The 20,550-nt window shown below is 42.8% G+C and carries 20 protein-coding genes; 6 read left to right on the top strand and 14 right to left on the bottom strand.

Going from position 1 to position 20,550, the window contains the following annotated elements; genetic code table 11:
* Positions 1 to 42: 42 nt before the first annotated feature.
* From atpG to FGL37_RS26020, 9 genes are all read right to left on the bottom strand, one after another.
* A complete protein-coding gene (gene atpG, locus FGL37_RS11355; protein ID WP_028070615.1) occupies positions 43 to 942 on the bottom strand; it encodes an ATP synthase F1 subunit gamma in 900 nt (299 codons plus the stop codon).
* 91 nt (positions 943 to 1,033) lie between these two features.
* A complete protein-coding gene (gene atpA, locus FGL37_RS11350; RefSeq protein ID WP_028070616.1) occupies positions 1,034 to 2,608 on the bottom strand; it encodes a F0F1 ATP synthase subunit alpha in 1,575 nt (524 codons plus the stop codon).
* Between the two features lie 55 nt (positions 2,609 to 2,663).
* Positions 2,664 to 3,206, bottom strand: a complete 543-nt coding sequence (locus FGL37_RS11345) for a F0F1 ATP synthase subunit delta (RefSeq protein WP_028070617.1) — start codon at positions 3,204 to 3,206, stop codon at positions 2,664 to 2,666.
* A 28-nt stretch (positions 3,207 to 3,234) separates the two neighbouring features.
* Positions 3,235 to 3,735 carry a F0F1 ATP synthase subunit B gene (locus tag FGL37_RS11340; RefSeq protein ID WP_028070618.1) on the bottom strand — a complete coding sequence of 167 codons (501 nt, stop codon included), beginning with the start codon at positions 3,733 to 3,735 and terminating at the stop codon, positions 3,235 to 3,237.
* 110 nt (positions 3,736 to 3,845) lie between these two features.
* A complete protein-coding gene (gene atpE, locus FGL37_RS11335; RefSeq protein WP_028070619.1) occupies positions 3,846 to 4,034 on the bottom strand; it encodes an ATP synthase F0 subunit C in 189 nt (62 codons plus the stop codon).
* A 36-nt stretch (positions 4,035 to 4,070) separates the two neighbouring features.
* On the bottom strand, positions 4,071 to 5,159 hold the full coding sequence (gene atpB / locus FGL37_RS11330) for a F0F1 ATP synthase subunit A (protein ID WP_028070620.1): 1,089 nt from the start codon (positions 5,157 to 5,159) through the stop codon (positions 4,071 to 4,073).
* 93 nt (positions 5,160 to 5,252) lie between these two features.
* Entirely contained in the window at positions 5,253 to 5,651 is a 399-nt protein-coding gene (locus FGL37_RS11325) for a hypothetical protein (protein WP_028070621.1), read from the bottom strand.
* On the bottom strand, positions 5,644 to 5,871 hold the full coding sequence (locus FGL37_RS11320; protein ID WP_028070622.1) for an AtpZ/AtpI family protein: 228 nt from the start codon (positions 5,869 to 5,871) through the stop codon (positions 5,644 to 5,646). Before FGL37_RS11320 ends, FGL37_RS11325 begins: the two co-directional genes overlap by 8 nt.
* A gap of 48 nt (positions 5,872 to 5,919) precedes the next feature.
* Positions 5,920 to 8,145 (bottom strand): helix-turn-helix domain-containing protein, encoded by a 2,226-nt coding sequence (locus FGL37_RS26020; RefSeq protein ID WP_028070623.1) that lies wholly within the window; start codon positions 8,143 to 8,145, stop codon positions 5,920 to 5,922.
* Between the two features lie 198 nt (positions 8,146 to 8,343).
* Here FGL37_RS26020 and FGL37_RS11310 point away from each other — a divergent pair, with 198 nt between their 5' ends.
* A complete protein-coding gene (locus FGL37_RS11310; protein ID WP_028070624.1) occupies positions 8,344 to 8,841 on the top strand; it encodes a cupin domain-containing protein in 498 nt (165 codons plus the stop codon).
* On the opposite strand, the gene FGL37_RS11305 is transcribed toward FGL37_RS11310, so the two are convergent.
* Positions 8,820 to 9,071 carry a hypothetical protein gene (locus FGL37_RS11305; protein WP_150113826.1) on the bottom strand — a complete coding sequence of 84 codons (252 nt, stop codon included), beginning with the start codon at positions 9,069 to 9,071 and terminating at the stop codon, positions 8,820 to 8,822. The two genes, FGL37_RS11310 and FGL37_RS11305, sit on opposite strands and share 22 nt — an antisense overlap.
* A gap of 186 nt (positions 9,072 to 9,257) precedes the next feature.
* Between FGL37_RS11305 and FGL37_RS11300 the strand changes: the two genes are divergently transcribed.
* A complete protein-coding gene (locus FGL37_RS11300; RefSeq protein WP_028070625.1) occupies positions 9,258 to 11,111 on the top strand; it encodes a DNA topoisomerase IV subunit B in 1,854 nt (617 codons plus the stop codon).
* 36 nt (positions 11,112 to 11,147) lie between these two features.
* Positions 11,148 to 11,990, top strand: coding sequence for a formyltetrahydrofolate deformylase (gene purU, locus FGL37_RS11295; RefSeq protein WP_028070626.1), 843 nt, complete (start codon positions 11,148 to 11,150; stop codon positions 11,988 to 11,990).
* 86 nt (positions 11,991 to 12,076) lie between these two features.
* Here the strand turns inward: purU and FGL37_RS11290 are convergent, their stop codons facing one another.
* The 3 genes from FGL37_RS11290 to FGL37_RS11280 form a co-directional block, all read right to left on the bottom strand.
* The gene (locus FGL37_RS11290; protein ID WP_028070627.1) at positions 12,077 to 12,982 is read right to left on the bottom strand and encodes a class I SAM-dependent methyltransferase; all 906 of its coding nucleotides are present in this window, start codon (positions 12,980 to 12,982) and stop codon (positions 12,077 to 12,079) included.
* A gap of 106 nt (positions 12,983 to 13,088) precedes the next feature.
* Entirely contained in the window at positions 13,089 to 13,847 is a 759-nt protein-coding gene (locus FGL37_RS11285; RefSeq protein ID WP_028070628.1) for an ABC transporter ATP-binding protein, read from the bottom strand.
* Positions 13,848 to 13,856: 9 nt separating this feature from the next.
* Positions 13,857 to 14,591: an MlaE family ABC transporter permease gene (locus FGL37_RS11280; protein ID WP_028070629.1), complete on the bottom strand. Its 735-nt coding sequence runs from the start codon at positions 14,589 to 14,591 to the stop codon at positions 13,857 to 13,859.
* A gap of 242 nt (positions 14,592 to 14,833) precedes the next feature.
* Between FGL37_RS11280 and FGL37_RS11275 the strand changes: the two genes are divergently transcribed.
* Both FGL37_RS11275 and ispG read left to right on the top strand, forming a co-directional pair.
* Positions 14,834 to 15,781 carry a toast rack family protein gene (locus tag FGL37_RS11275; protein WP_028070630.1) on the top strand — a complete coding sequence of 316 codons (948 nt, stop codon included), beginning with the start codon at positions 14,834 to 14,836 and terminating at the stop codon, positions 15,779 to 15,781.
* A gap of 45 nt (positions 15,782 to 15,826) precedes the next feature.
* Positions 15,827 to 17,833 (top strand): (E)-4-hydroxy-3-methylbut-2-enyl-diphosphate synthase, encoded by a 2,007-nt coding sequence (ispG, locus tag FGL37_RS11270; RefSeq protein ID WP_171019306.1) that lies wholly within the window; start codon positions 15,827 to 15,829, stop codon positions 17,831 to 17,833.
* 64 nt (positions 17,834 to 17,897) lie between these two features.
* On the opposite strand, the gene FGL37_RS11265 is transcribed toward ispG, so the two are convergent.
* Positions 17,898 to 18,329: a T9SS type A sorting domain-containing protein gene (locus tag FGL37_RS11265; RefSeq protein WP_051607031.1), complete on the bottom strand. Its 432-nt coding sequence runs from the start codon at positions 18,327 to 18,329 to the stop codon at positions 17,898 to 17,900.
* A 258-nt stretch (positions 18,330 to 18,587) separates the two neighbouring features.
* Here FGL37_RS11265 and FGL37_RS11260 point away from each other — a divergent pair, with 258 nt between their 5' ends.
* Positions 18,588 to 20,534, top strand: a complete 1,947-nt coding sequence (locus FGL37_RS11260) for a KUP/HAK/KT family potassium transporter (protein ID WP_171019305.1) — start codon at positions 18,588 to 18,590, stop codon at positions 20,532 to 20,534.
* The last annotated feature ends 16 nt before the right edge of the window (positions 20,535 to 20,550 follow it).

Here is a 20,550-nt window from a genome sequence, read left to right as displayed (position 1 = left end):
ATGTTTTGCATATCGCCTTTTGTATCATGTCGAATAATGGAATTATCCGTTTGACAAAGCTGCAGCGCCAGATACGATTTCGGTCAGCTCGGTTGTGATCGCTGCCTGACGCGCCTGGTTGTAAGATAATTTGAGTGATCTCAACAGGTCACCCGCATTTTCTGTTGCTTTATCCATCGCTGTCATACGTGCACCATGCTCGGAAGCATTGGAATCCAACACAGCTTTATATAATTGAATCTTGATGGCTTTGGGAATTAGTTCTTCGATGATCTTCTCTTTGGAAGGTTCGATGATATAATCCACTTCAGCTTCTATTTTTGCTTTATGCGTATGTTGCGTTTTATCTTCTGCAGGTAATAACGGTAAAATCTGCTCCGTTGTCAGCTCCTGAACAGCTGCATTTTTGAATTGGTTATACACCACTTCAACACGGTCAAAATTACCTTCCTTGAATTGTTCCATGATAAATTCTGTCACCATCGAAACAGATCCAAAATTCAAATCCGAAAACAAATCCGAGTGGTTGGCGATCATATTGAAGTTACGCTTTGCATAAAAGTCGTAACCCTTTTTTCCAATACCAATGATACTTAAATTACCTTTTGCATGTTGCTCAGCATATTTATTAAAAATCAAGTTATTGGTTGCTTTGATTACATTCGCATTGAATGCTCCAGCCAGCCCTCTGTTAGAAGAAACAACAACGATCAACACCTTATTTGGCTCACGGTCTATGGTGAACGGAGAATTGTTTCCTTCCACACTTGCAGAAACGTCTGCCAAAATATCTCTTAGTTTATTCGCATATGGTCGCAATTGTAAGATAGCGTTAGTAGCGCGCTTCAATTTAGCAGCCGAAACCATTTTCATAGCTTTCGTGATCTGCTGTGTTGATGTTACGGAGGTGATCCGGTTTCTTACTTCTTTTAAATTTGCCATATCTAAGATTGGAGATAGGAGATCTGAGATAGGAGATTTAAGAAATCTTTCAAAGACATCTCAAATCTCAAATCTATCATCTCACATCTGATTAATATTTTGATGCTAAATCTTTAGCTACTGTTTCTAATACTGCAGTCAACTCATCTGTAAATTTACCAGCTTTGAAAGCGGCCAAAACTTCTGGATGACGTTGCTCCAATTGTGTTAAGAATTCTTCTTCAAATTCTCTTACCTTGTTGACAGGAACATTACGCAACAAACCTTTTGTTCCGGCATAGATGATCGCTACTTGCTTCTCTACTGACACAGGAGAATATTGTCCTTGTTTTAGGATCTCCACGTTACGGACTCCTTTGTCCAATACAGCTTTTGTAGCCGCATCAAGGTCTGAACCGAATTTTGCAAAAGCTTCCAGTTCACGGTACTGCGCCTGATCCAGTTTTAAGGTACCCGATACTTTCTTCATCGATTTGATCTGAGCATTACCACCCACACGGGATACGGAGATACCCACGTTGATCGCAGGACGGATACCGGCATTGAATAAGTTGGACTCCAAGAAAATCTGACCATCTGTGATGGAAATTACGTTGGTTGGAATGTATGCCGAAACGTCACCTGCCTGCGTCTCAATAATCGGAAGGGCTGTCAATGAACCACCACCTTTCACCAAATGTTTGATAGACTCCGGAAGATCGTTCATGTTACGTGCGATATCATCTGATGAGTTGATTTTCGCAGCACGTTCCAACAAACGACTATGCAAATAAAACACGTCACCAGGATATGCCTCACGACCCGGTGGACGACGCAACAACAAAGATACCTCACGGTAAGCCACAGCTTGTTTAGACAAATCGTCATAAACGATCAATGCTGGACGGCCTGTATCGCGGAAAAACTCGCCGATAGCAGCACCCGCCATTGGCGCGTAAAACTGAAGCGGAGCAGGATCAGCAGCAGAAGCAGCAACCACAACGGTATAGGCCATAGCACCACGCTCCTCTAATGTACGCACGATATTTGCCACTGTAGAGTTCTTCTGACCAACAGCAACATAGATACAAAATACAGGCTGACCTGCATCGTAGAATTCTTTCTGGTTTAAGATCGTATCGATACAAACCGCAGTCTTACCTGTCTGACGGTCACCGATAACCAACTCACGCTGACCACGGCCTACCGGAATCATCGCATCAATCGCTTTGATACCTGTTTGCAATGGCTCTGTTACAGGCTGACGGTAGATAACACCAGGAGCTTTACGCTCGATCGGCATTTCATACAATTCACCTTGAATAGGCCCTTTGCCATCGATTGGCTGACCCAATGTATTCACCACACGTCCCAACAATCCTTCTCCAACTTTGATGGATGCAATACGGTTGGTACGTTTAATCGTATCACCTTCTTTGATTTCATCCGAAGGACCCAAAAGAACGACACCGACGTTGTCTTCTTCTAAGTTTAATACAATACCTTGTAATCCGTTATCAAATTCAACCAACTCACCGGACTGAACTTTAGTTAAGCCGTAAATACGAGCAATACCGTCACCCACAGCAAGTACGGTACCCACTTCCTCTAGTTCGGCTTCTGATTTAAAGCCCGACAATTGTTCTCTTAAAATTGCCGATACTTCATCTGGTCTTACCTCTATCATTTTAATTATTATAAGGGGTTTTTTGATTTATTTTACTTTGCAGGATCAGAGCTTATTAATTTCCCTGATTCAAATATCTTTCTAACTTATTCAATTTACCAGCAATACTTGCATCAATTTGGCGGTCGCCAATATTGACCACAAATCCGCCAATCAGACGGCTATCAACCTTATTGGTCAAAATCACCTGTGCGTTGGTCTCTTTTGCAAGTACGTCTTTCATCGCTGTTAAATTAGCTTCCGAAAGCGGTGCCGCGGACGTTACTGTCGCTTTTACAATACCTTTTACCTCATTGTACTCACGGATAAATTCCTGAGCGGTAGCATAAACGATGACACCACGACCTTTGTTGATCATGATCTTAAAAAAGGCTAAGATAGTCGGATTGATCTTATCTTTAAATAAAGCATCCAATACACTTTTCTTCTTGTCCAATGGCACAATAGGATTGGCTAAAATAGCCTGCAATTCTGAACTGGATTTCAACACAGCGATAAACGACTCCATATCCGTTTTGATAGTCTCCAGTGAGCCTTGCTCGCTAGCCAAATCAAGTAAAGATTTTGCGTATCTCGATGCAACTTTAAATACTGACATATTCTCTTTCGTAATTTAAGTGACCGGATTAGTTCAATTTAACATCATTAAGCAAATCTGCTACTAAAGCTTCCTGCTTACCTTGGTCCTCAAATTCTTTTGTTAACACTTTGCGAGCGATATCCAAAGACAAAGACGAAACTTGTGATTTCACTTCAGCCAAAGCCTTATTCTTTTGTTCATCGATTTCTGCTTTTGCCTGCGCAATCATCCTTGCACCCTCAGCTTGCGCCTGAGTTTTAGCTTCAGCAACGATTTTCTCTTTTAGCTCTTTTGCTTCTTTAAGGATAACATCACGTTCTGCACGAGCTTCTTTCAGTAATTGTTCGTTTTCATTGGTCAAACGAGCCATCTCCAATTTAGCTTTCTCCGCAGCTTCCAAAGCATTAGCAATTCCTTGCTCACGCTCATCCAAAGCATTTACGATAGGTTTCCAGGCAAACTTGCCTAACAAAAAGATCACAACCAATAAAATGATTAGTTGCCAAAAGAACAAACCGTACGAGAACTGATTAATTAATGCTTCCATTTATATACAATTGTAAATTATAATTTTCTTTTGTCTGTATTTTTTTGTTTAAATACAGTCTGCAACCAACCGTTGCAAACTGTATCTAGTAAACTTTTAATCAGCTTGGATTATTTACCTAAGATTAAAGCACCGAATGCTAAACCTTCAACTAAGGCACCAATGATGATCATCGCAGTTTGAATTTTAGATGCTGCTTCTGGTTGGCGAGCGATAGCTTCCATAGCTGAACCACCGATTTTACCTAAACCTAAACCTGCACCGATTACGATTAAACCTGCTCCAATTAAGTTGTACATAATAATTATTTTATAAAATTTAACAAAAAAATTCAATTAGTGATGTGCGTGCTCTTCAACAGCCATACCGATAAATAGGGATGACAACATCGTGAAGATAAAGGCTTGTAAAAACGCAACCAGTAACTCCAGGAAGAACAACACCAAAGTCAACAACATAGACACACCGATACTACCGGGAACCGTCAATTGTTGTTGGAATAAATAGACGATTGCTATCAAGCCCATTACTACAGAGTGACCTGCTGTGATATTCGCAAATAAACGCAACATCAACGAGAAAGGTTTTGTAAACATCCCCAAGACCTCGATAGGTGCCAAAATAAATTTAAACGGCACAGGTACCCCCGGCATCCAAAAGATGTGCTTCCAGTAATCTTTATTTGCTTTAATATTGGTGATAACAAAAGTGAATAAAGCCAGACATAAGGTTACTGTGATATTTCCGGTAACGTTAAATCCTAGCGGCGTCAATCCCAATAGGTTTAACACAAAAATCAGGAAAAATACAGACAGTAAGTACGGCATAAACTCTTTGTAACGATGCCCGATATTTGGCACGGCCATTTCGTCACGAACATATAAAACTAAGGGTTCTAACACGCGACCTACACCTTTTGGCAAGTTGTTGACACCTTTTTTATAGGTCTTCGCCAAACTTGTAAAGCCCCAGAACAACAAGAAAGCCGCCAATAATAAACCTACTACGTTCTTTGTAATAGAGAAGTCTAAAGGTTTTGCATTTGTTGGATGATGCTGTTCATCGTAGTTAATCGTGCCAGCAGCATCTGTCTTATAGATTTTGCCATGATATAGCGCATAGTATTGACCATTTTTCTCAACAACAGACTCACCATGATGAAATTCACCCGAAGAGAAAACAACCAATCCATTATCAATAAGAATTACTGGCAATGGAAAACCATAATGTTTTCCTGCTTTTTTATCGGTGAACAAAGAAAAATAATGATCATCTTGCAAGTGATGTTGACTATACTCTTTGATCTCCTCAGCTTGGGTTTTAGGCGCATCCCCGTGCGCTTCTTCAGCTGCTTTTAAGGTAAAAGGATTGACAGCAAGAAAAATTACTGCAAATAATAAAAGTGCTCTCTTAAGATTCACCATTTCAGATTACTATTGAATAATAAAAAATTTTGCGCAAAAATACAATTTTATTTGGCATTCTCAGCATTTGTTCAAACTTTTTCCAAAAATAGTTTAGACCTTTTTATCTGCTTGATTTAAAGCATTAAAAGCGATGTATACATCGACAAACAACGAGATAAAAAATACGACCAAAAAGTTATATTCGATAAAGTCATTCTCAAAGGTATTTAGCCCATCTTTGATATAGATAAAAGCTGCAACTGCCTTTAATAATACCAGACCCAAAAAAAGAACGCCCAACTTTTCGGGCATGGACCAGCTGGCAAAAAACACCAACACTGCAACGAGCAACGAGGAGCACAAACCAAAGCCATACATTCCCAGTAGGCTGTAGGAAGTTTGTGACCAATACAGGCCCAGCTGCATACCCGACAACACTAAATAATGCGCCATGAAACTAGCCACAAAAACGATCAGCAGCAGTAGCACGCTTTTCAGATAACTATTCATTCTTATTAATTTGATTTGCTTGCTTGATGAACTGGTACAAAGATACAATCACGCCTAAAAGCGTCAGGCCCTTCATACCCCATTCACCTGCAATCGCATATTTTTCGTCCAACCAACTGCCGACCCAGTAAAATAAATAAATGGTAATCCCCATCTGTATCGGCATGGAGGTAAACACGATCCACTTGTTAATCTTCTTATTGGTTTTTTCCTCTTTCAATTAGCTTATAATAAAGGTTGACAAATATACATCATAATTCGTTATACCTTACAACCCTAAAACTTTTTGTCCAATTTTAATATCTGGATAATCTACATCTGCTCCCAGAAGCATTTTAAGTTCAGATGATGACTTGTCGGGATGAGTCCGGATAACTTCTACGATGCGGTCCAGCTTGTCCTGGCTGATCAGCTCGGTAGCTTCCACTTCCGTGCCAACAAAATTGATCAGATGCCCATAGATTGTGCCCGCAACCATACCCCGTTTGCTTGCAATTTCCGGAATACTCATACCGTCTTTAAACATTTCTAAAGAGATATCCTTTGTATCGAGCTTTTTGCTTCCTTCTTCATCTGCACCCTGCACCGCTAGCTCCTGTTTTTCTTTTGTTTTGACACGTTCGGCAACGTCAAGCATGGCCGTCTGAAAGTCTTCCCGTTTAGACAACGTTTCGGCAATGATCAGACAGTGCTGCAACTGCTCACGTTTGCGCTTATAATCCAGTAACAGCGCCTTTAGTTCGTCAATGTATTTCTTGGTTCGTTTTCTGATCTGATACTCTTCGATATGCTCGGTCAGCGCTTTGATCAGATCAGTATCCATCCGCGGCAAAAACCAGTTGACGGCGGCTGTCGACCGTTCGCAGATCAGGTCGTAATCAATCGCGTCTTTATCCCGAAGTAGATCATATAACAGCACAATAAACTTGTGTGCCACCTTTTCCTGTGTCTGCAGCTGACCCACCAGTTGCTGAAAGACCTCTACGGCTTTTTCCTTCCCATCAATATTCCGATCGTCCAGCGACTTTAGCAATTCAGAAGTTTCGGTCAACAGCCCATCCCAACGGAAACCATTCATCAAGATCTGCCCCAGATAGCTTCGCTGACATTGCTCCAGGATCTCCTGGATATTGGTTTGAGACTGTGCCCGCTGTGCAAATTCGACCACCTGATAGTCTGTCCGGATAGCATAAGGAGGAATGATGGATTTAAGCACCAGCCCCTCTAAACTCGTCAGCCGGCTTAAAGCCACATAAACCTGCCCAGCCGCAAACGATGTCCCCGCATCGATTATGGCTTTGTCAAATGTCAGTCCCTGGCTCTTATGAATAGTGATCGCCCAGGCCAGACGTAACGGAAATTGCGAGAACGTACCCAACACCTCTTCCTTGATCTGATCCTGTCCTTTGTCATAATTGTAGCGGATATTTTCCCAGGTTTCCCGTTTCACTGTTACCGGATCCGAGCCATCCGGAAAAGCCACTGTGACAGTACCATGAACGGTATCAATGTCCTTCACTGTACCTATTTTGCCATTATAATACTTTCGCTCATCACCCGAATCGTTTCGGATAAACATCACCTGTGCCCCCAATTTCAGTGAAAGGGTCTCCTCCGCCGGGTAAGCCCCCTGGGCAAAGTCGTCCTTCACCACCGCCTTCAAATTGAGCATCCTGCCCGGCAACGATGCCAGCTTCGCGCTGTTGATCTCATCGGCAATCCGGTTGTGGGAAGTTAAGGTAATATACTGTTCGTCGTCCTTCGGAACAAAATCTTGTTGATAATAGCTGTTTAAGGTCGTCAGCATATCACTTGTACATTGATTGTTACGGATAGCATTCAAAATCGAAATAAACCCCTCATCCTGTTGCCGGTAAATCTTATTAAGTTCGAGCATGACCAGCGGATTATCGCGCAGCACCTTTGCATTGAAAAAGAAGACCGAAGAATAATGATCACGCAGTATAGTCCATTCCGTGTCTTTCACTACCGGCGGCAACTGATATAAATCACCTATAAACAACACCTGAAGACCACCAAAAGGCCGCATATCCCGCCGTACCGACTGCAATATCACATTGATGGCGTCCAATGTGTCTGCCCGCACCATGGAGACCTCATCAATTACCAGCAGTTCGAGTTCCTGCAGAATGGCACGACGTTGCTTTGTAAGCTTAATGGTGCTGAATAAACGGGACTTATTATAAATATGACTATCCTGCTCATCCCAGCGCAGTTCATAATCTTCGACAAAAGTGCCAAAGGGAAGCCAAAACAAAGAATGTAGCGTGGTTCCCCCCGCATTCATTGCCGCTACTCCCGTGGGTGCCGTGATTGCCATTTTCTTATAGCTGTGTTCACGGATATATTTCAAGAAAGTCGTTTTTCCGGTACCTGCCTTCCCCGTGATAAATAGGTTCTGATTGGTCTGGTTGACAAATGCAACAGCCTGCATAAATGCGGTATTCTCCCGATCAACTTGAAAATTTGACATATTTTGAAATTAGATGATCACAAAACTAAGGATTTCATTTCGAAATCGCAGGCTGCCTTTTATTTGAAGAGTGACGGCAAAATACATTAATTTTGATGATTTTAATATAGCTAAAACGGTTAACTAAAAAATATTAATGATTTTTTTCTATATTTAGCTGCTGAATAAATGATCATAAATTTTTAGAAGTTTTATAACATGGCTATAGATAAAACCGCATTATTTGAAAAAGTGCAGGAAATGTTGACATCCAAAGGATTCAACATCGAGAAGTCGGATGCTACCCGTCCTTGGGGTGGCTTTTTTGTCATTGACGAATCACAGGCGCAGGAGTTTGCGAACGAATATTTCGGAGGGCTGGATGTGCAGGAATTAAAAATTTCCGGAAAATTAAGTCCAAAAATTCTGATCGTTGCGCCAGAGAAGAGACTTTCCTGGCAATATCATCACCGCCGTGCTGAAATCTGGCGCGTTATCCAGGGAAATGTGGGCGTTATGGTGTCGGATACCGATGAGGAATCGGTTGTTTCAACCTTACGTGAAGGCGAAACTATCCGTCTGCGCCAAGGACAGCGTCACCGCCTGATCGGATTGGACGGATTCGGTATTTTGGCCGAGATATGGCAGCATACCGATGCTGACAACCCTTCCGATGAAGACGATATTGTACGCGTTCAGGACGATTTTGGCCGATAAAAATTTCTATTGCCGCCGACAAAAGGGTGTCCGGAATAACCGGACATCCTCCGTTTTTGCGTACTGCTCCCTTCCCGCCCTCTTTCACATTCTTGGCTCTGTCCTTCTTTGAGCTCAACTTTCCTTCCACATCGCTGCTCTTCGTTATCCGACAGGCTTAGTCCAAAGCGTAGCTTAGCCCATATCCTCAACCTGCCACTCAATTTCCGGTCCATACTAGTCCTTGCCATTCCTGCAGCTGTCATATGCCATGATTTTTTCTTTATGATTACTTACATTAATTGTAAAAATTTCCCAGTAATGGACGATTTTTCAAATTTGATGAAAAACAGCCGATATCTAAAAAATTTAGTCTTTGCTGCTACCGATCATGGTTTATTTTTTATACTTTTGTTAGCTAAGTTCAACATAAATTTATGAGTACATACAACGAAGACAGCATTAGGTCCCTGGATTGGAAAGAGCATATCCGCCTTCGTCCGGGAATGTACATTGGAAAGTTGGGGGACGGTTCGGCCTATGACGATGGCATCTATGTTTTATTGAAAGAAGTCGTCGACAACTCGATTGACGAATTTGTGATGGGCGCCGGAAAGACCATCGACATTACGGTAAACGAAAATAAGGTTTCGGTACGGGATTATGGCCGGGGTATTCCAATTGGATCTGTGGTCGATGTTGTTTCTAAGATCAATACCGGGGGTAAATATGATAGTAAGGCGTTTCAGAAGTCTGTTGGCTTGAATGGTGTCGGTACCAAAGCGGTTAACGCGCTATCCAGCCAGTTTACCGTACAGTCTTATCGTCAAAATATCACCCGCATTGCGCAATTCTCCAAAGGCGAACTGATTAGTGATGAGCAAAAGGACACGACACAGCGCAATGGCACTGCCGTAACATTCTACCCTGACGACACGATTTTCAGAAATTACAAATACAGACTTGAATTTGTTGAAAACATGATCTGGAATTATGTTTTTCTGAATGCAGGTCTAACCATCAATTTTAATAACAAAAAGTTCGTTTCCGAACATGGTCTGAAAGATCTGCTGGAGCGCAATATCGATGCCGAGTCCATGCGCTATCCAATTATTCACCTGCGGGGTGATGACATCGAGATCGCTATGACCCACGGCCAGCAATATGGTGAAGAATATTATTCTTTTGTCAACGGGCAGCACACCACACAGGGCGGTACGCATCAGGCTGCCTTTCGTGAAGCCATCGTAAAGACGGTTCGCGAATTCTATAGAAAAGAATTTGATGCCTCAGATATACGGTCTTCTATTATTGGAGCAATTGCCATCAAAGTGCAGGAACCGGTTTTCGAATCACAGACGAAAACGAAGCTGGGTTCTCAAAGCGTAGGTCCTGAAGGTCCAACAGTACGTGGCTTCATCAACGACTTTGTCAAAAAAGCGCTGGATGACTATCTGCACAAAAACCCTGCTACAGCAGATGCCCTTCAGAAACGTATTCTGCAGTCGGAACGTGAACGCAAAGATATCGCCGGCATCAAGAAACTGGCAAATGAGCGGGCAAAAAAAGCATCCTTACATAACCGTAAGCTGCGTGATTGTAAAATTCACTTTAGCGACAAAAACGAACGTAATCAAGAAACCACACTGTTTATCACGGAAGGAGATTCGGCCTCCGGATCGATTACCAAATCGCGGGATGTACAGACCCAGGCAGTTTTCAGTTTGAAAGGAAAACCGCTAAACTCCTACGGCATGTCCAAAAAAATTGTGTATGAGAATGAGGAATTCAACCTGCTACAACACGCACTTAATATCGAAGATGGCCTGGATGGTTTGCGCTACAATAATATCGTAATCGCTACCGATGCGGACGTTGATGGCATGCATATCCGGCTTTTGCTGCTAACTTTCTTTCTGCAGTTTTTCCCGGATCTCGTAAAAGCTGGGCATGTGTCTATCCTACAGACCCCCTTATTCAGGGTGCGCAACAAAAAGGAAACCATCTACTGTTATTCCGACGAGGAAAGGCAGCGGGCCATCAGCAAACTCGGCGGCAAGCCCGAAATCACGCGCTTTAAAGGGCTTGGTGAGATTTCTCCGTCCGAATTTGGCCTGTTTATCGGAAAAGACATACGTCTAGATCCGGTCATCCTGTCAAAAGACAATAAGATTCAACAATTATTAGAGTATTATATGGGCAAAAATACACCGGATCGACAAAAACACATTGTTGAAAATCTCCGCGTGGAAGTTGACCTCGAAGAAGAACTCACAAAAAAAGCGGGTTAATTTAAACCCGCTTTTTATCAACTGACAACCTATTTCATGCACAACCAAACCTTAATTCTGATCCAATGTCAAGATGCCGTTGGATTGGTTGCGAATATATCAAATACGCTGGCCAAATATCAGCTCAACATCGTCACCATGCGTGAATATGTGGATGAAGAAGCCAACAAATTTTTTGTTCGCGTAGTATGCAATGGTTTATTCGCAGAACAGTCCCAGCTTGCCCACTCTTTGGCGGAAGTACTCCCCCCCTCGGCACAGATTCAGATCAACCCAAGTAACCGCAAAAAAATTGTTGTCCTTGTCACCAAAGAACATCATTGCCTTGCGGATATCCTGGTTAGACAGCATTTCGAAACCTGGGGTGCCGAAGTACAGGCCGTCATCGGCAATTACGACAGCTTACGTTCCTTTACAGAAAAATTTGAAATCCCATTCCACCACATCTCTCATGAGAATCTGTCCAGAGACGAATTTGAAACAAAACTTATCGACCAGATCAATCAGTACAGTTTCGATTATATCATTCTGGCTAAGTTCATGCGTATTCTCTCCCCCAATTTTGTCGCGGCTTTCGAAAACAAGCTGGTCAACATCCATCATTCCTTTTTGCCGGCTTTTATCGGCGCTAATCCTTACAAACAGGCGCACGCCCGCGGGGTTAAAATTATCGGTGCAACAGCCCACTTTGTAACTGACCAGCTCGATGAAGGGCCCATTATCGTCCAGGACGTCCGACATGTCAATCACACCTATACTGTGAAAGATATGGTGACTGCAGGAAAAGAAATTGAAAAAGCAGTATTGAGCAGGGCTATTCGTCTACTGAGCGAAGATCGCGTCATGCTCAACGACTATAAGACGATCGTCTTTGAATAAAAAATGATCAGAAAACTCTATAAATAGACGAGCGGGACACTTATCCAAGGCCCCGCTCGTCTATTTTCTATATGTTGGTCCACAAATTATTTCGCCAGCTTGCGGAACTTACCGAAAACACCCAACGGTAATTTTGGTCCGGCCGTAGCCTGCAAAAATAGCTCACCAATTTCCAGGTTTTCAACCGCAGGGAAAGCCGTTTTGATTAAATTTTCAACAATTACCGACGAAAAGCCCAGAGAATAGGTATTTAAAATCAGGAAATGCTCCTTTGGGTCCAGTAATTGAACAACTTCGGTCATCATTTCCATAATATGATCTTCCAGCTTCCACTTCTCCCCCTTCGGTCCATGTCCGTATGCCGGTGGGTCTAGAATAATTCCATTGTACCGGTTGCCACGTTTTAGCTCACGTTTCACAAATTTCAACGCATCTTCCACTACCCAGCGGATATTATCCAGATTGGAAATCTCCATATTTTCATTGGCCCAGGTCACTACCTGTTTGATCGAATCCACATGAGTTGTATCTGCTCCCGCAGCCTTTGCAATCAGCGATGCCCCCCCCGTATAAGCAAATAGATTAAGTACTTTGGGATTTTCCGTTTTAAACGAGCGTACAGACTCTGAAATATAGTCCCAGTTGACAGCCTGTTCCGGAAAAATGCCTACATGTTTGAATGATGTAAGTCCCAGTCTAAATTTGATCGCCACATCATTATTTTTATATTGGATATGCCAGCGGTCCTGGATTTTCGGATTTTTCTTTAGCCAGTCACCCGAAGTCGCCGATCGTCCCCTGAATTTAATATGGTACCTTTTGTTCCATTCCGCATCACCCAGCGCCTTCGGCCATACCGCCTGAGGTTCTGGCCGAATCAAAATAAGGTCGCCAAAACGTTCCAATTTTTCAAAATCACCACAGTCAATAAGTTCATAGTCCTTCCAATGCTGTGGCGTCAATAGTTGTATATCTGTTGTTGCCAAAATCAAATTTTTCCGACAAAACTAAGCTAAATTTCCTTGATATTGAAATTTCACCGCAGTCCCTACTTTTAAATAGGTCTGACAGCGGCTATCGGGAACACCATCCTTCGCCTTATTCACCTAAAGAAGCTTTTGCGCTCTTCATTAAAGGACTCGCAAAAACAAAATTATTCAGCTCCTCTACATCAGACCGCATCATATCCTTATTGGATCCTTCCCAGAACTTTTGCCCTTTATATAAGAACAAAATATACTCCCCAATACCCATTACCGAATTCATGTCATGCGTCACTACGACCGTCGTACAATTAAGTTCCTGGGTAATTTTTAGTATCAGCTCGTCAATGACGATAGACGTCTCGGGGTCTAATCCTGAGTTGGGCTCATCACAAAAAAGATATTTGGGGTTCATGCTGATGGCGCGGGCAATACCGACACGCTTTTTCATTCCTCCTGAAAGCTCTGCCGGGTACAGCTTATTACGTCCTTCCAGGTTCACTTGTTCCAGACAATGATTCGCCCGGTCCAATTTTTCCGATTTGGACATATCTGTAAACATGTCCAGAGAAAACATGATATTCTGTTCGACAGTCATCGAATCAAAAAGCGCTGAATTTTGGAAAAGCATACCAATTTCCTTACGGATGGGGACACGCTCTTCAAAATTCATGCGAGTAAAATCCTGACCATCGAAAAGGACCCTGCCTTTTTCCGGATGATGTAAGCCAACGATGCACTTTAGCAAAGTGCTTTTGCCGGATCCGGATCCGCCGATAATCAGGCTCACCTTTCCGGGTTCAAAATTTGCACTGATTCCCTTCAGAACGTGATTATCGCCAAATGACTTATAAATATCTTCTATTTGAATCATATACTCTTTTTAAAGCATTAATGCTGTAATCACATAATCTGCTGCCAAAATAGTAATACAGCCCACCACAACAGCCTCGGTGCTGGCCTGCCCCACCTCCAGCGCTCCCCCCTTCACTTTATATCCCTTATAAGCCGACACAGACGTAATGATAAATCCAAAAACGACAGCCTTAACCAATGCTACCGTTACTGTAAAGCCGTTAAAACTATCTTGGATACCCAAGATATAATCTGCAGGCGTTACCGCCCCCGAAAGGGACCCACCGACCAGTCCGCCGACCAGAGCACACACAATCGCTATAATAACCAGCATGGGTATCATTGTTACACCAGCCAATATTTTGGGCAATATCAGATAGCCCGGCGCGTTGATCCCCATGATCTCCAAAGCATCTATCTGCTCGGTAACCCGCATGGAGCCGATCTGCGAGGAAATCGATGAGCCGATCTTTCCCATCAAAACCAGTCCCGAAATCGTCGGCCCCAGTTCTAAAATGTTGGAATCTCTATTGATAGATCCAATGATGGAGTTCGGAATAAGGTCCGACACCATCTGAAAAGCAATCTGCATAGTCATTACAGCTCCGATAAAGGTCGAGATGATCACGATAAGTCCTAAAGAACCAATACCGATGTCGGTCATGGCCAGTACAGTCTCTTTCCAGTAGATACGCCCTTTCTCCGGCTTTTTAAACACCGATTTCAGTAATATCAGATATGCGCCAATGTGATGAAAAATCATAGTAACCAGTTAATTCGCGGTAATACCCATAATCGTATTATCCGTATCCAATGTATTTATTAAAGGTAATTAATTCCAGCAAATATATAAACAAGCAAAAAGCCAAAAAGTCGGAGAAAAACAAATTTACTTACCGATCAATTAGCGACATTTACCGAATTTTTATGTATAATAGCCTAATCTTTGGTACAGTATCCGCATAGGCAGCGTACTTTTGGGCTATATAACAAACGGAATTAGTCATGAATACACAACGTATAACAACCGGAATCACGATTCTTTTTATAGGAGTGATCTTATTATTGTCCCAGCTCAACAGTATTTCATTCAACTGGGTGGGCATTTTTAAGTATTGGCCACTGTTTATTGTGCTTGCCGGTATCCGTATGCTCGTCCCCAAAGATCAGCAGATAGGTCAGTTTATTGCCATTGGTGCTACAGTAGTCATTCTGGGCTTCCTGACTTTCGTCGGTCTTTCCACTCCCAAGGAGCCCCTGTTGACGCACTTGTTAAAAAATAAAGGTGTCAATATCAATGTGGACGACCCCAACGACAAAACGAACTATACGACACAAAAACTCGAGGTACCACTAGACACCAAAATTCAACGTGCAAAATTGAACATTGATCTCGGAGCGACTGCCCTGAAGAACGACAGCAGCACGACAACTGCACTTTTTACGGCGTACAACACCTCCAAGGAATACCTTTTGGGTATGACAACACAAGGAGACTCTCCTGATAAAATGAATATTACTTTAAAAGGCAAATTCAGAGACAAGGATTTTAACGGCAAAAACAACAATACATACATTGCGCTCAATTCCAATATCATTTGGAACCTGAATTTTGATATTGGCGCGATCGATGCCAAACTGGATCTTTCCCCATACAAAATAGAGGCGATAGACATCGACGCCGGAGCCACTAGCCTAAAACTTAAACTGGGACAGCCCATGGCGACCACCAAAGTCTCCATGGATACCGGAGCATCATCCGTCGAAATTGCCATCCCTAAGGACGCTGCATGCCGCATCACCAGCGACAATGCGCTCTCCTCAACGGATTATGAAGGTGACTTCTTAAAAAGTGACGGCTTTGTCAAAACCACCAATTACGATACGGCCACACATAAATTTGATTTTGACATCAATGGCGGCATAACATCGATAAAAATCAGAAGATATTAATTGCCGAAGGATATTTAGTCAAGAAAGCCTAACTTTGTGTTATATATGAACACAAGTAATATGTTGACTTTACCGGGAATCTACTGCAATTCCAAGGTAGATTATTCAAGATGGAAGACCAGGGAGATCCAGATTGGTGATGTCCCTATGGGCGGAGACAACCCTATCCGTATCCAAAGTATGACTACAGTGGACACGATGGACACCCTGGGATCTGTAGAGCAGACCATCCGGATGGTTGAAGCCGGCTGTGAATATGTTCGTATCACTGCGCCAAGCATCAAAGAAGCACAAAATTTAGCCAACATCAAAAATGAGCTCCGCAAGCGGGGGTATAAGGTGCCGTTGGTTGCCGATATCCATTTTACCCCGAATGCAGCTGAGGTAGCGGCACGTATCGTCGAAAAAGTACGTGTCAACCCAGGCAACTATGCCGATAAAAAGAGGTTTGATCAACTCTCTTATACAGAAGAGGCCTATAAACTCGAACTAGAACGTATCTATACCAAATTTGCACCTTTAGTCAAGATCTGTAAAGAAAATGGCACTGCAATGCGTATCGGGACCAACCACGGTTCGCTATCTGACCGGATCATGAGTCATTATGGTGACACCCCTGAAGGGATGGTGGAATCTGCCATGGAATTCATACGGATGTGTGAAGACCTCAGTTTCTATAACCTCTGTATTTCGATGAAATCGTCCAATCCTCAGGTCATGGTTAAGGCCTACCGCCTACTAGTTGAAAAGATGGTTTCTGAGAACATGAATTATCCACTACACCTGGGCGTGACCGAAGCGGGTGATGGTGAGGATGGTCGTATAAAATCGGCTGTCGGTATCGGAACCTTATTGGAGGATGGTCTGGGCGATACCGTACGGGTGTCTTTGACCGAAGAACCCGAGCGCGAGGCTCCGGTAGCTATTGCATTAGTCAATAGATATAGTAAACGCAAAAAGCAGCTGGCCGGGCAGCGGCAGCCGGAAATTATTCAGTTCTCACCGGATAGTTCTGCACAGCCTTATCTGAGCCAGGAGGTGAATACCTTTATCGGAGGCTCACTGGTACCACGCATCGTTATCGACATTTCCAATGAAAATCTAAAAGATGCCCAAATTCTCGCTAAAGTAGGCTATCGCTACGATATGCTTCTGGATAAATATCACATGGGCGAACAGTCAGTAGACTTCGTTTATCTGGGTGACAATTTGCCCTCATTTACCATGCCGGCAAATTTAAAGCAGGTTTATAATTTTACCACCTGGTCTACACTCAAGGATATAACAAATATACATCCCCTTTATACGTTGCATGAGTTTGTGCATGCAACACGAAAAGACCGGGTGCTCAACATGGTCAAGATCAGCAATGCGGATTTGGCAACAGCTGTATTTGAGTCTTTGCAGCTGGATAATACGGTTGTATTTATTGTCGAAACCGACCATATTCACGGAATGGCTGATCAACGGCAATTTTTCAGAAACCTACAAGATATTGGGATCGACAATCCTGTCATTATCAAAAGGACCTATCCCAAGGAAGAGTTCTCGGGACCTGTCGGTGATTTTATGAATCCCGAAGAGCCGACCTCCAAGATACAGCTCTATGCGTCTACCGACATGGGGGCACTACTGATTGACGGCCTGGGTTCAGGGATTTGGATCGATTCACCTGCCACAGCGCTGGAGAATATCGCCTCACTATCCTTCGGAATACTGCAGGCGACCCGTTCCAGAATATCAAAAACGGAATATATATCCTGCCCCAGCTGCGGCCGTACACTGTTTGACCTCCAAGAGACCACACAGATGATCCGAAGCAGGACCAACCATTTAAAAGGGCTGAAAATAGGGATCATGGGCTGTATCGTGAATGGCCCGGGCGAAATGGCAGACGCAGATTACGGTTATGTCGGTGCAGGACCGGACAAAGTCACATTATATCGTGGCCAGCAGGTCGTCAAAAAGAATGTCAGCTCTGCACAGGCCTTGGATGAGCTGATCAAAATCATTAAAGATGACGGACTATGGGTAGATGAAGAACAGGAATAAGATAAAAAAAACGGGAACCAAAAGATTCCCGTTTTTTTATCCAAAATTATAATGATCTACTTTTTTAACGTACTGAAAATCGTTTCACCACGGTTTCTGAACCGGCAACGACCCGAACAAAATAAAAGCCAGTTGTCAGTTTTCCACCATGTTCAAAAGATAAATTCTGAACACCCGCATCCAGATTCCCGTTCAGCAACTGCAATATTTCGTTACCCAATGCATCCATCACTTTAATAGAAACACTAGAAGACTTCGCTAATTTAAAAGACAAACTAATTTGTTCGGCGATAGGATTATAGAATACCTTCACATTATTAATGACCTTCTCATTATCCTTGCTGTTATTGTCACCAAATGCCTCACTTTCCACCCAGATCTGCTTCGAAAAAGTAGGGCCATAAGGAGATTTGGCATACACATGAACCACCCCACTGCACCATGTCAGTGCGGTCAAAAGTGTTAAATAAGCTGCTTTAAGTAGATTTCTCCCCATAGTGTTAAATTAGACTTCAAATACTGGTTACGGTTTAATCAAATATAACGCTAACTATTTGAATTATCAACAACAAAGTTAGTATTTTGTTTAAAAGTTTTACAGTGAGACCGGCGGTCTATGGATTCTTTTAACAAATTTTAACAGCTATTGCGCATGTCAAATGAAATGCTAAAATTTGGCGCAGAAAATGTACCACATTAAAGTACAGGCAAAAAGTTTATTTTTGCACAATATTGTGAAACAAAATAACACATAATGACAGACAATAGTCATCACAACAGTATCAACAAGCTTAGCTTTGCCGGCTTGTTGATCAGCTTAGGAATCGTCTTTGGAGATATTGGGACTTCACCCTTATACGTCTTCAAGGCAATCATGGGACAAGGTGCTATCCACAAAGATCTTGTCCTCGGCGGACTCTCCTGTGTATTCTGGACGCTGACCTTACAAACAACAGTAAAATATGTCTGGATCACCTTGCGCGCTGACAATAAAGGCGAAGGGGGGATTCTTTCCCTCTATTCTCTGGTACGCAAGCGGGCCCCCTGGTTAATATTCCCAGCCATGATCGGTGCAGCAACACTATTAGCCGATGGCATGATCACGCCGGCCATCACCATTTCGTCTGCAATAGAAGGTCTCGATATCAAGTTTCCCGGGCTGCCCACTGTCCCTATTGTGGTCACAATCATATCCTTACTTTTTATTATCCAGCGATTTGGTACCTCCGTGGTCGGAAAAGTTTTCGGCCCCCTGATGACCATCTGGTTTACGATCATTGGCGTTCTCGGTTTATCCCATATCCATCTGGCACCGGAAGTCATGAAGGCTATCAATCCATACTATGCGTTTCATATTCTCATTACTTATCCACACTCGTTACTTTTAATCGGTGCAGTATTCCTCTGTACCACAGGGGCGGAGGCCTTGTATTCGGATATGGGACACTGTGGCAAAGCCAATATCCGCATCAGCTGGATCTATGTTAAAATTACGCTGATCTTAAATTATTTTGGTCAGGGAGCCTGGTTACTGACCCAAGAGGGCCGTGTACTGGGCGGAGCCAATCCATTCTATTCGATTATGCCCGACTGGTTTATCGGATATGGTATAGCCATCGCTACCATAGCTGCCATCATCGCGAGCCAAGCCATGATTTCGGGATCCTATACCTTGATTTCGGAAGCCGTGCGGCTTAACATTTGGCCGAAGGTGGCTATCCGTTACCCAAGCGAACATAAAGGTCAATTATATGTACCTTCCATTAATTTGATCCTTTGGATAGGATGTATGATTGTCATTTGGGTGTTTGAGGAATCCAGCAAAATGGATGCGGCATATGGGCTGGCGATCAACCTAACAGTGCTGATGACAACCATATTAATGGGCTATTTTTTAGCAATGAAAAAGGTAAATCGCGTACTAATTGGCATATTCCTGTTCGCCTACTTTGTCATCGAGCTCACCTTCCTTGTCGGTAACGGCGTGAAGATTGCACACGGCGGCTGGCTGACTTTGCTACTTGCTATTGCTCTTTTCGGAACCATGTATTGCTGGTATACTGCACGCAAAATCAAGAATCGATTCGTCAATTTTATCAATATCAATAAATATTATCCCATTATCTCCGAATTAAGTGAGGACAAATCAGTACCTCCATTTGCCTCCCATTTGGTATACCTGACCAGTGCAAACTTTAAGTCTGAGATAGAAGCCAAAATTATCTATTCGATCATTAACAAAAAACCAAAGCGTGCTGATGTATACTGGCTTGTGCACGTTGATGTGATGGACCATCCGCATACAAGAGAATACTCCATTGATCAGCTGATCCCCGGAAAGCTGATACGCATTGATTTTAAATTAGGTTTCAGAGAAGAACAGCGTATCAGCCTCCTTTTTAGAAAAGTAGTAGAAGATATGGTAAAAAAAGGCGAAATTGATATAACCAGTCAGTACAATACTTTACGCAAGCATAATATTCCGGGGGATTTTAAATTCGTCGTACTGGAAAAGGTGCTATCCAAGACCAATCAGCTGACCTGGATAGAAAAAGTAATCATGGATATTTATGGTTATCTCAAAAAAATGAGTCTCTCAGAAGAAAAAGGCTTTGGCCTGGACTCGAGTTTTGTAACGGTGGAACGGGTTCCGTTAAATTTTCCACAGACCTCCGAAGTCCATCTCATACGCAAAGATTAGTATATGAAAAGGTGAT

Origin of the sequence: Sphingobacterium thalpophilum, from assembly GCF_901482695.1 — a bacterium.
In the GTDB taxonomy this organism is placed as follows: Bacteria; Bacteroidota; Bacteroidia; order Sphingobacteriales; family Sphingobacteriaceae; genus Sphingobacterium; species Sphingobacterium thalpophilum.
Note: the sequence above shows the minus strand (reverse complement) of the source record. Positions and strands in the feature narration are given on the sequence as shown.

Coding starts and splice junctions, on each gene's coding strand:
- atpG (WP_028070615.1), bottom strand. CDS start 942: ATGGCAAATTTAAAAGAAGTAAGAAACCGGATCACCTCCGTAACATCA.
- FGL37_RS11305 (WP_150113826.1), bottom strand. CDS start 9,071: ATGGCAAGGACTAGTATGGACCGGAAATTGAGTGGCAGGTTGAGGATA.
- atpA (WP_028070616.1), bottom strand. CDS start 2,608: ATGATAGAGGTAAGACCAGATGAAGTATCGGCAATTTTAAGAGAACAA.
- FGL37_RS11275 (WP_028070630.1), top strand. CDS start 14,834: ATGAATACACAACGTATAACAACCGGAATCACGATTCTTTTTATAGGA.
- atpB (WP_028070620.1), bottom strand. CDS start 5,159: ATGGTGAATCTTAAGAGAGCACTTTTATTATTTGCAGTAATTTTTCTT.
- ispG (WP_171019306.1), top strand. CDS start 15,827: ATGAACACAAGTAATATGTTGACTTTACCGGGAATCTACTGCAATTCC.
- FGL37_RS11340 (WP_028070618.1), bottom strand. CDS start 3,735: ATGGAAGCATTAATTAATCAGTTCTCGTACGGTTTGTTCTTTTGGCAA.
- FGL37_RS11310 (WP_028070624.1), top strand. CDS start 8,344: ATGGCTATAGATAAAACCGCATTATTTGAAAAAGTGCAGGAAATGTTG.
- FGL37_RS11300 (WP_028070625.1), top strand. CDS start 9,258: ATGAGTACATACAACGAAGACAGCATTAGGTCCCTGGATTGGAAAGAG.
- FGL37_RS11280 (WP_028070629.1), bottom strand. CDS start 14,591: ATGATTTTTCATCACATTGGCGCATATCTGATATTACTGAAATCGGTG.
- purU (WP_028070626.1), top strand. CDS start 11,148: ATGCACAACCAAACCTTAATTCTGATCCAATGTCAAGATGCCGTTGGA.
- FGL37_RS11265 (WP_051607031.1), bottom strand. CDS start 18,329: ATGGGGAGAAATCTACTTAAAGCAGCTTATTTAACACTTTTGACCGCA.
- FGL37_RS11325 (WP_028070621.1), bottom strand. CDS start 5,651: ATGAATAGTTATCTGAAAAGCGTGCTACTGCTGCTGATCGTTTTTGTG.
- FGL37_RS11285 (WP_028070628.1), bottom strand. CDS start 13,847: ATGATTCAAATAGAAGATATTTATAAGTCATTTGGCGATAATCACGTT.
- FGL37_RS26020 (WP_028070623.1), bottom strand. CDS start 8,145: ATGTCAAATTTTCAAGTTGATCGGGAGAATACCGCATTTATGCAGGCT.
- atpE (WP_028070619.1), bottom strand. CDS start 4,034: ATGTACAACTTAATTGGAGCAGGTTTAATCGTAATCGGTGCAGGTTTA.
- FGL37_RS11260 (WP_171019305.1), top strand. CDS start 18,588: ATGACAGACAATAGTCATCACAACAGTATCAACAAGCTTAGCTTTGCC.
- FGL37_RS11345 (WP_028070617.1), bottom strand. CDS start 3,206: ATGTCAGTATTTAAAGTTGCATCGAGATACGCAAAATCTTTACTTGAT.